Origin of the sequence: Planktothrix paucivesiculata PCC 9631, from assembly GCF_900009265.2 — a bacterium.
GTDB classification, from domain to species: domain Bacteria; phylum Cyanobacteriota; class Cyanobacteriia; order Cyanobacteriales; family Microcoleaceae; genus Planktothrix; species Planktothrix paucivesiculata.
Map to the genome: position 1 here is coordinate 152,227 of NZ_LR735009.1, position 6,688 is coordinate 158,914.

Below are 6,688 nucleotides of genomic sequence, written 5' to 3' on the forward strand. Positions count from 1 at the left end.
TGCGTTATTTTTGTTTATTTATTTTTGTTTATTTATTTTTGTTGAATTAAAAGAATATGCACCCACAAATTTGTCTAGTCACAGGAGGAAGTTCTGGAATCGGTTTAATGACAGCCTTAGAACTAGCCAAACAGGGAAATCATGTTTTTATTGCCTGTCGTTCCGAACGAAAAGCCCAGCAAGCTATTAATTATATTATAACACAAACAAATCAAGGAAAAGTTGAATTTTTACCCTTAGATTTAGCCTCTTTAGATTCAATTCGTGCCTGTGTTAATTTATTCTTAGAACGTCAACTTCCTTTAAATATATTAATTAATAATGCTGGAATTTTTAATCAATCTGGAACCACTCAAGAAGGATTTGAATTAATTTGGGGAACTAATTATTTAGGACATTTTTTACTAACTTATTTACTATTAGATAAACTCCAGGAATCACCAGCGAGTCAAATTTTATTTATCGCCTCCGATATGGCCCTATGGTCAAAAAATCTAGGCTGGAAATTATGGATACAAAAAACACCCTTTAACTTTCTCAAACTCTATGCTGATTCTAAGGTTTGTTTATTACTATTAATGCAATATCTGCTGGAAAATAGCTTACATCAAACCTCCGTCAGAGTTAATGCTTTGCATCCAGGTTTTGTCCGATCAAATATTAGTTTATCCCATCGTTTAAGCCAATTTTTAAAGGTTGGAAACTCTCCCCAAAAAGTTAGTCGTAATCTGATTAAATTTTTAACAACCCCCGAATATAAATTAATCAATGGTCAATTTTTAAATCTGAATTTTCAACCCATGCCCTTAACAAACTTGGCGCAAAATGATCATTTAGCTCAGGAATTATGGCAAAAAAGTTTATTCTGGACAGGATTATCTAACCCCATTTCCCAAACCCCAACTATTTATAATTCAGAGGATGGCATCTGGGGGCCCTATTCTTTAAATTTAACCCAAACCCAACTACAAGAAATTCAAAAACAGATCTTTACTACAGTTTTACCCCGTTCTCCGATTCATGTATTTTCTAATAGTTATCAATTTATAAAAAAAAGGGATTTTGGATCATTAATATTACTGTTAATTCAAGGATATAAACGACAATTTAATATGGAAAGACACTTAGATTCACCCGTAATTTTAGAACTATGTCAAAATCAATATTTACTAGAAAAAGCCAGGGAATATTTAGGAGAATCGCCCTTTCTTTGGCGTTCAGAATTATGGGCTAATTATCCAGCAAAACAATTAATTCCCCTTTGGCATCAAGATCAATATCCTCAATTATTAACAAAAACCGGAAAAACAATTAATGTTTATATTGCCTTAACCGAAGTCAATGCCGGAAATGGGTTTGAATATTTACCGAAAAAATATCATAATTTATGCCCTGTAAAAATGAATGATCCCTTTAGTGGAAATCCTTTTTTTGAAGTCAAAACAGAAATCGAAAAATCCGCCTTACCCATAATTTTAAAACCCGGAGAATTTATCTTTTTTACCGATGATTTAATTCATCGCTCTATCTGTAATATTAGTGGTAAAGTTCGCCTATCCTTAACCTTACGTTTAGCCGAATCTACCGTCAAAATCCAAGGAAATTATAGTTCTAATCTCCAATCCCCGATTCTGTTTTTATAATCATTTTATCAAGTATAATATTATTGCCCATCCCCCATTATATCAATAAGCAAATGATTGTTTATAACTTCTTTGTGTCTTCGTGTCTTTGTGGTAAAATTAGGCTTTATTGCTATAGAATTTGACTGTAGACAACTTCACAAATTAATTGCAATGGATTACAAAACAGCCTATAATTTTTTAATTGACCAAGGCATGGCATTAGAAACCAAAAAAAACCCCGATGCGTTTTTAATTCGTTTGAAACAGGGCCAACCCCCTATCCCTGGTCAAGTCACCTCTATTTTATTATCCTTAAAAATTGCTTATGATACCTTAAAAGATAATACAAGTTTTGAGAAAATTTTAGTCTTAGCCCTACATCAGTTAGTCATGGAAAGTCAGCAACAATTTGCCGCGGGTCGTAACCGAGGCGTTGAATGGCCACCGTTATTACAAGAAGATTTACAGCGTATTTCCCTAGCGGTTAAAAGTATTTTTTCCGGTCAATGGTTAGTTGAAAAATAAAAAAGAAGTTGACGGTTAACTGTTAACAATCAACCGTCAACTATTCTAACAATAGGCCGAAATATCTTCTCCACATTCATCCGCCAAATAACACAATGCTTGAAACCGGAGATAGACTAATTCTTCATAAAAAGGGTTGAGTTTACATAAAGGTGGAATATGAAAAATCACCCGACCTAATACTTTAATATCTCGTTCAAATGGACATTGAGCCGGAATTAGTTGACACAAACGGTGGGCTAATTTGGGGTCTTGGATTTTAATACTTTCTAACCAATGGCGAAGCGGACGTAGGGGTGTAAATCGACGTTGTGGGGGAAAAGGGCCAGACTGGGACACAGGAGCGGGTTCAACAGATGTGATGCCGCGAATCAGGAAAGTGAGGTAGGACATGGTAGCATTAACCTTATTCATTGTTCTCATTTGGGATTAAAACCCAACGTGGGCAGCCGTCTATGTAGTGTCTACGAAATACCGTTGTAAGTTCCCGTAGAAAATTTGTAGTCCACCACAAAGATTAAAGGTTTTAAAGCCTAAGCAACAAGATATCTGGCCAGAATCTAGTCCTTTGCAAAGGTTTTTATCCTTCTGTGATCATGATGCCCTAAATTTCCAGAGTTTTCTCATAAGTTTTATTTAAATCAAAAATTTTTTCTATAATAAATACAAATAACATATCGCATTTCGAGGATTGACAAAAACATTAAAATGTGTATAAAAACGAAACATTGTAACAGTCAGACTGCAACCCTAGTAAAATTGAACTATTACTCAATGGTCAGGAGTCAACCATCCCATGTCGGAAGAACTAACCTCCTCCTTATTTCCTGTGGAAACCCCCCCACAAACTCCCCCCGCTTCGGGATTAGGATTTTTAGGCATTTTTAAAGCATGGCCGCAATATAATCAAGGCAATCGATTCTATAAATTAGGGCGCTATGAATTTGCCTTTGAACGTTATGATCAAGCTGTTAATTTTAAACCCAATTGGTATTCTGCCTGGTTACGACGGGGTAATAGTTTACGCAAATTAAAACAATATAAAGATGCTTTAGCTTCCTATGACCGGGCAATTAAAATTAAACCCGAAGATTATTGGGCTTGGACATTTCGAGGCATTGCTTTAGCCAAATTAGAACGATTTGAAGAAGCGGTGGCATCCTTTGATAAAGCTATTACTATTGAACCCGAAAATTTTGAATCTTGGTATGAACGGGGGTTGGCATTAGAAACGTTATTACAATATAAAGCAGCATCGGCTTCTTATAAGCGAGCAATTGAAATTAAACCCAATATTTCCGCGATTTGGTATCATCAAGGTAATGCTTTAATGAATGAAGAACGTTATAGCGATGCCGTGGCTTCTTATGATCGTTCAATTCAACTGCAACCTGCTAATTATGAAGCCTGGTTTAATCGGGGTGAAATGTTATTAAGTCAACAAAAATATGCCGATGCGATCGCATCTTATGATCAAGCAATTAAACTGCAACCCAAAAGTTATCAAGCCTGGTTTAATCGGGGAATTTCCTTACAAAAAATCCGCCGATATTCTGAAGCTATTACCTCCTATGATACCGTAATTCAACTGCAACCCCAGGATTATGAAGTCTGGTTTTATAAAGGTATGGCTTTGTTAAATAGTCAACAGCATCAAGAAGGCTTAACCTGCTTAAATCAAGCCTTACAAATTAATCCCGATTTAGCCGCAATTTGGATTAGTCGCGCTCAAACTTTATTAGAATTAAAACAATATCAAGCCGCGATCGCATCTTTTGATAAAGCTACTCAATTAAACTCTAATTTTCCCGAAGCTTGGTTAGGTAGAGGAAAATGTTTATGTGAATTAGGACAATATCAAGAAGCAATTATCGCCTATGATAATGCCTTGCAAATTCAACCCGACTTCATGGATGCTTGGAATTGTCGGGGAGAAGCCTTAGAAAAATTAGATCGATTTGAAGAAGCCTTAATTGCCTATGATAAAGTGGTACAAATGACCACAGAAGATACGGAATTAGCCACAAAAGCAGGACTCCAACGGGGAGAAGCCTTAGAAAAATTAGAACGTTATGATGAGGCGATTATTGCTTATAAAAAAGTGATTAGGGTGCAACCGGATAATTTTGAAGCCTGGGTACATTTAGGGAAAACCCTAGAAGCGGTTCAAAAGCATTCCGAAGCCGCCGAAGCCTTTAATCAAGCTGTTAAAATTTGGCCCGATTCCTATTCTACTTGGTTACAGTGGGGACTCGCCTTAGAATCAGCCCAACGTTATCAGGATGCCTTAAGTGTTTATGATAAAATTATTCAAAGAAAACCCGATTATTATGCCGTTTGGATTCGTCGAGGTATGACTTTTGAACAGATGAATTGCTATCAAGATGCCAATTCTTCCTATGGTGTAGCGTTGGAAATGCAACCCAATTCTGCTGAAGCAGTTATTCATCGAAATCGAGTTAATCTAAAGTTAAAAAATAATCCACACTAACTCCCGTAGTGAGGCGTTCACGCCTGTCTTAACTCAATGGGGAAAAGATAGCCCTGAAGGGCTTACTACGTTCGTAGTGAGGCGTTCACGCCTGTCTTAACTCAATTGAGAAAAGATAGCCCTGAAGGGCTTACTACGTTGCGTTGTCAATACCTCTTGATTCTAGGGTTCCTTTTTGGCAAAATAGAGCCTTCAGTCAAACCTCTGCCCAATGCAGTCATACCCTGTTCCCGAATGAATCCCCGCGAAAAGGCTCTTTTTTTCTTTCAATTAGCAACCTTGTTAAACTCCGGTTTAACTGTAGAACAGAGCTTAACTTTGGTGGGGAAAGATAGTTATCCACAACTCGGACGCTATCTCAACAAAATGACAGCAGCAACATCCAGGGGGGGCGATTTAGCTTCAGCCTTGGCTTTAGCATCCCGATATTTTGATCGTTGGACAATTGGTCTAATTTCCTTGGGCGAATCTCAAGGAATGTTACCCGAAATTTGCTATCGAATTTCTGAGATCGAAGAACGAAAAGCTCGCCATCAAAATCTATATCGGTCTGTAACCCTTGCGGCAATTACCACTGGCATTAGTATTCTCCTTTTGATTCTGACCCTATTTTATCTATCGGGTTTATCAGGTCAGTGGTGGTTTTTGATATTAGGAATTTTTGCGCTAATTATATTAGCAATTCCTAAAATTTTGCCCCGTTTATCAATTATTAAAAAAATTTCTACCGCCCGGATGATGTTGTATTTAGGAGAATTAAAACTACCTTTAATTTGTGGGATGTCCTTGTTAGCTGGATTGGAATTAGTTCGCGCCCATATTCCTAAATCGGAAATGAAAGCCAGCATTACCATGGCATTAGGACAAATTCCCGCCGAAAAAACCCTCAGTCAAAGCCTAGAAGGTCGTTTACCTGCGGTAGCCCTGCAAATGTTACGGACGGGGGAAGCGACCGGACAATTAGATTTAGCCCTGCAAAAACTGACAAATTACTATGAGGAGGAACTTGAACAAACCCTGCGCCGTCTACAAAGTGTTTTAGTTCCGGCCACAATTGTTATGGCAGGTACAGTTGTCCTGCTGTTAGCACTACAAGCTCTGAAATCCCTATTAATTTTGTTACCCAAGTGATCTGGGGAATTAAGTTTCTTTTTAGCCACACCCCCCACTCCCAAAGGATTTCCCAGGTCTGATTCCCAATTTTTACCAAAAAGTTTGACTTTGCTCTTGTGAAACTAAGCAACACCCTTTAAGCTGTTAAGTCAAAACGCACTAATTTTTTTGTTAGTTCAGTTGATATGAAAAGACCAAAACCTCAAAGACTACAACCAAAATGGATTTTGGGGATACTGGCTGGAGCATTAGTTAGCAACGCTGCTGTTCCCATTCCCCAAGCCCAAGCTCACCACCCCGGCTCCTGTCCGCCGTCGTCGGATTATGCCCAAACTCCTTCACCGATTGCCAACTTTCCTAACCCGGATCGCACGGTATTCTGTGGAGAAGATCGGGTGATTCTCACCTATGGCCCCTTCCAAGTTCCGATCTTGGTCAGTGAATTAAAGAATTTCGCTGAAACTGGGGAAATGACCAAAACGATTAGCCAAATCGTTAAGGCTTCTAAAATTGAGCCGGATACCCTTCGCGGTCTGATGAGCCTAGAAGTCGGCTTTGATTTAGTTCCCTTTGCTTGCATTATCTATTCCCCAGAAGGTCAGGAATTAACCGATACCATCGGGACAACCATTAGAACCCATCGTCGCGTTGCCAATGGTAAAGCGATTCGGGCGGCTCTAATTAATGCCCTGAGTGAAGATGGTAAACTCTCCTTCTTGGATATTGTGAGTTACTATCCTGTTCCGGGAATGTATATTGATGTCGGTAATATTCCTGAGACGGTAGATAAAGTCAAAGGCCTAGCGGGGAATCTCGATTCTCTGTTTAAAAAGGCTTCTCAATTTGGCAAAGGCGGGTGTTCTCTACAACAAGTAGATTTCCCGGCAGCACCCCCAGCACCGCCTCCAACGCCACGGCCCCCACTCCCACCCCC

At 38.6% G+C, this 6,688-nt stretch carries 6 protein-coding genes; 5 read left to right on the plus strand and 1 reads right to left on the minus strand.

All coding sequences use genetic code 11. The features are described from left to right. Positions 1 to 56 precede the first annotated feature (56 nt). Positions 57 to 1,643: an SDR family NAD(P)-dependent oxidoreductase gene (locus PL9631_RS08960; protein WP_083619141.1), complete on the plus strand. Its 1,587-nt coding sequence runs from the start codon at positions 57 to 59 to the stop codon at positions 1,641 to 1,643. A gap of 153 nt (positions 1,644 to 1,796) precedes the next feature. Continuing rightward, positions 1,797 to 2,150: a Dethiobiotin synthetase gene (locus PL9631_RS08965; protein WP_083619650.1), complete on the plus strand. Its 354-nt coding sequence runs from the start codon at positions 1,797 to 1,799 to the stop codon at positions 2,148 to 2,150. Between the two features lie 45 nt (positions 2,151 to 2,195). Here the strand turns inward: PL9631_RS08965 and PL9631_RS08970 are convergent, their stop codons facing one another. Continuing rightward, positions 2,196 to 2,564 (minus strand): Mo-dependent nitrogenase C-terminal domain-containing protein, encoded by a 369-nt coding sequence (locus tag PL9631_RS08970; protein ID WP_156090491.1) that lies wholly within the window; start codon positions 2,562 to 2,564, stop codon positions 2,196 to 2,198. A gap of 382 nt (positions 2,565 to 2,946) precedes the next feature. Between PL9631_RS08970 and PL9631_RS08975 the strand changes: the two genes are divergently transcribed. The 3 genes from PL9631_RS08975 to PL9631_RS08985 all read left to right on the plus strand — a co-directional run. After that, positions 2,947 to 4,641, plus strand: a complete 1,695-nt coding sequence (locus PL9631_RS08975) for a tetratricopeptide repeat protein (protein WP_083619143.1) — start codon at positions 2,947 to 2,949, stop codon at positions 4,639 to 4,641. Positions 4,642 to 4,875: 234 nt separating this feature from the next. Then, the gene (locus PL9631_RS08980) at positions 4,876 to 5,772 is read left to right on the plus strand and encodes a type II secretion system F family protein (protein ID WP_083619145.1); all 897 of its coding nucleotides are present in this window, start codon (positions 4,876 to 4,878) and stop codon (positions 5,770 to 5,772) included. A 167-nt stretch (positions 5,773 to 5,939) separates the two neighbouring features. Further along, positions 5,940 to 6,688 (plus strand): alpha/beta hydrolase (locus tag PL9631_RS08985; protein ID WP_083619146.1); only part of this gene is annotated, 749 nt, incomplete at its 3' end.

Bases quoted from the DNA above. Each gene is read 5' to 3' on its own strand.
- PL9631_RS08960 (WP_083619141.1), top strand. From the start codon at position 57: ATGCACCCACAAATTTGTCTAGTCACAGGAGGAAGTTCTGGAATCGGT.
- PL9631_RS08965 (WP_083619650.1), top strand. From the start codon at position 1,797: ATGGATTACAAAACAGCCTATAATTTTTTAATTGACCAAGGCATGGCA.
- PL9631_RS08970 (WP_156090491.1), bottom strand. From the start codon at position 2,564: ATGAATAAGGTTAATGCTACCATGTCCTACCTCACTTTCCTGATTCGC.
- PL9631_RS08975 (WP_083619143.1), top strand. From the start codon at position 2,947: ATGTCGGAAGAACTAACCTCCTCCTTATTTCCTGTGGAAACCCCCCCA.
- PL9631_RS08980 (WP_083619145.1), top strand. From the start codon at position 4,876: ATGAATCCCCGCGAAAAGGCTCTTTTTTTCTTTCAATTAGCAACCTTG.